The organism is Microbacterium sp. F2, assembly GCF_052274505.1.
Lineage (GTDB): Bacteria > Actinomycetota > Actinomycetes > Actinomycetales > Microbacteriaceae > Microbacterium.
Genome location: NZ_JBNVBV010000018.1, coordinates 1 through 2,476 on the forward strand (window position 1 = coordinate 1; position 2,476 = coordinate 2,476).

The 2,476-nt window shown below is 60.8% G+C and carries 2 protein-coding genes; one reads left to right on the forward strand and one right to left on the reverse strand.

Translation table 11 applies throughout. The features are described from left to right. Nucleotides 1-651 precede the first annotated feature (651 nt). Nucleotides 652-1,722: a site-specific integrase gene (locus tag ACQVDU_RS15800; RefSeq protein ID WP_443477641.1), complete on the forward strand. Its 1,071-nt coding sequence runs from the start codon at nucleotides 652-654 to the stop codon at nucleotides 1,720-1,722. Here ACQVDU_RS15800 and ACQVDU_RS15805 read toward each other — a convergent pair. Beyond that, nucleotides 1,719-2,282 (reverse strand): helix-turn-helix domain-containing protein, encoded by a 564-nt coding sequence (locus ACQVDU_RS15805; protein ID WP_443477642.1) that lies wholly within the window; start codon nucleotides 2,280-2,282, stop codon nucleotides 1,719-1,721. The two genes, ACQVDU_RS15800 and ACQVDU_RS15805, sit on opposite strands and share 4 nt — an antisense overlap. Nucleotides 2,283-2,476 lie beyond the last annotated feature (194 nt).

A 2,476-nucleotide genomic window follows, 5' to 3' on the forward strand; every position in this document is an offset into this window, starting at 1 on the left:
ATTATATATCAATGCATTAGCATTTCTCTCTCTATATCTATGCGGCGATGCTCGCATAGAAGCGGGGGACGCCCCCCGCACCCCCGATAATTTTGCAAATTCTCACGTTACGAAACGCATGCGTTTCGTCCGGGGGGGAGACCCCCCCCGCCCCCCCCTGGATGATGACAAGAAGGAAGGTGCGGAAGGAGAGGGGGAGGATGACAAGAGGAGAAGCGCCAGGCGGCAGCCGACCAGGCGCCTTCGGCGCAATCCGCCTTCGGCGGATGGATGGGGGGATCGCTACAGCCCCTCTTGGCGGGAGCGCTCACCCCCCATCCGCACGGCCTCACCGGCGGTGCGCAACAGAAGCCGGTGGGCAACCGCCAGCGCCATTCATGGGGCTGGCTGGCGGTTGTCCACGGGCGAGAGACGGAGAAAACTCCGCCTCTCTTATTTTCTTAGCCCTGCCCAGAAGCGCGTGTCCGCGCTTCTGGGCAGGGCTTTTTTCTTACATTATCACCCCCCATATGGATGGGGGGTGATAATGTGGCTGTGGGGGGCGATAATTACATTATCACCCACCCACAGCAGGCGGGCGAAAAGGGCGTATGCCCAGCCCGCCTTATCCGTCCTGCGGACGGATGCCGAACGAAGAGAGGCGCGAACGAGATGACGGCAGGAGATCGAGAGAGCCGCGAGACCGAGGGCAAGCCCTACGGTCGCGCGCTGTGGCCTCCTGAGACGAAAGCGAGGTTGTTCGCGTTCGTGAAGGAGACCACAGCCGTCGTCAAAGCGACGACGGGGATCTTGGAGCGGGTCGGTTCGGTAAAGAGCGATGCCACCATCGCTCTTTACCGACGGCTCGCGAGAAGCCGCGTTCAGGTCACGGCGAAGGGCGCGGGGCGTCTCATGGACGGCGTGACGGCCCAGAGCTGGCACACAACTCGGGCGGCGGTGCTCTACCAGCTCGCCGACGAGTGCAGGCGGTGGCGCGGCGTCACCGATCGGACGCTCGATCTGGCGGAGGCGGTCGATGCGGCGAAGAGGGCGCGGCATGCCGTGCTCGCTTATCGCCAGGTCTTGGCAATGACGAGACCCGAGCCAGAAAAGCCGCGTCGGTCGAAGCGGTCAACGCTGCCCCGTATGCGGTGGCAGCGCGTGGCCTTCGATGCCGCGACCAAGGGGCAACGTGCCGCTGTGGCTGTTATGTGGGCCACTGGATGCCGGCCCGCAGAGATCGAGCGCGGGGTCACGATCCGGCGTGATGGTGATGCCCTGGTCATCGAAATACCGGGCGCGAAGGTCACGGCAGACAAGGGGCAACCGATCCGCCGGATCGCCGTCGATCCGGCCTCCGAAGTGGGCCGGATCATCGCGATGATGCTGGGCAATCGACAGGGCGCCCGCGTTCAAAGGAAAGCCAAGCGCATAGCGGCAGATTTCGTGGACATCCGCCGCCGTTCCGGATTGGGGGCGATTTCGGCTTACAGCTTTAGGCATCAGTCGGCTTCGGACATGAAGGGGAGGGGCGACGATCCGGTAAAGATCGCGGAAGCTCTTGGGCATGCTTCGACACGCACGCAATCGCGTTACGGGTCGCCGTCTAAAGGGCATAAGGGCGGGCCGATCATCGGCGCGGAGGCCACTCGGGAAGTCCGGATCGGCCGCGATCCGGCTGCTGCTCCAGCGACTTTCGAGGGCCTGACGTCGATGCCCGGGCGCCGTCCTTGGGAGGTCTAGGAAACTTCGTTATCTAGGGGCAGTTCTGGCTGCCCTTCTGATAGCATAAGCTGCATCCGGCGCTTCACACCTGCGTTCGCGCCGCTCTTGCGAACAAGAGTTTTCGTGCGGAAAACAGCCTTTTCCTTTTCGCGGTCCCAGCTTTTCCAGATCTCGGTCGGGTCCAAGGCATAGGCCGAAACCGATCCGCCCACGTTCACACGCAAGAGCGCATTGCGCTCTTCAAGGAAAGTGATCGCTCGCCAGAGCGTCGTTCTCGAAACGCCCAGCGCTTCGCACAACGTTTCTTGATCCACCACAAGGGCCCCGCCATCGGCGTCCATGTGTTCCGCGATGAACGTGTAAAGGAGCAGCGGAGCCCTAGACTTACTCTCGTTCAATAGCGCACGGATGCGAGTCCAGCCCTTAGGGTAGACCTGCGAAAAGTCCCGATTTGCGGTCCTCTGCTCTTCTCTGCTCGCGTCTTCGTCTCGACCTTGTGCAAGACGTTCAGCGAACTGCGCCCGCTCTTCTGCCGATCTGAATGATAACCCCATAGCCCCTCCGAATCTGCTGTTCATAAACAGCTAGTAGCGTTTCATATCTGAAACAACCTGTTTCAAATAGGGCTGCCATGTTTCACCAGCTATGAAACATCGATGTTTCACCAGCTATGAAACATGGCCCCTTCGATAATCATTATATATCAATGCATTAGCATTTCTCTCTCTATATCTATGCGGCGATGCTCGCATAGAAGCGGGGGACGCCCCCC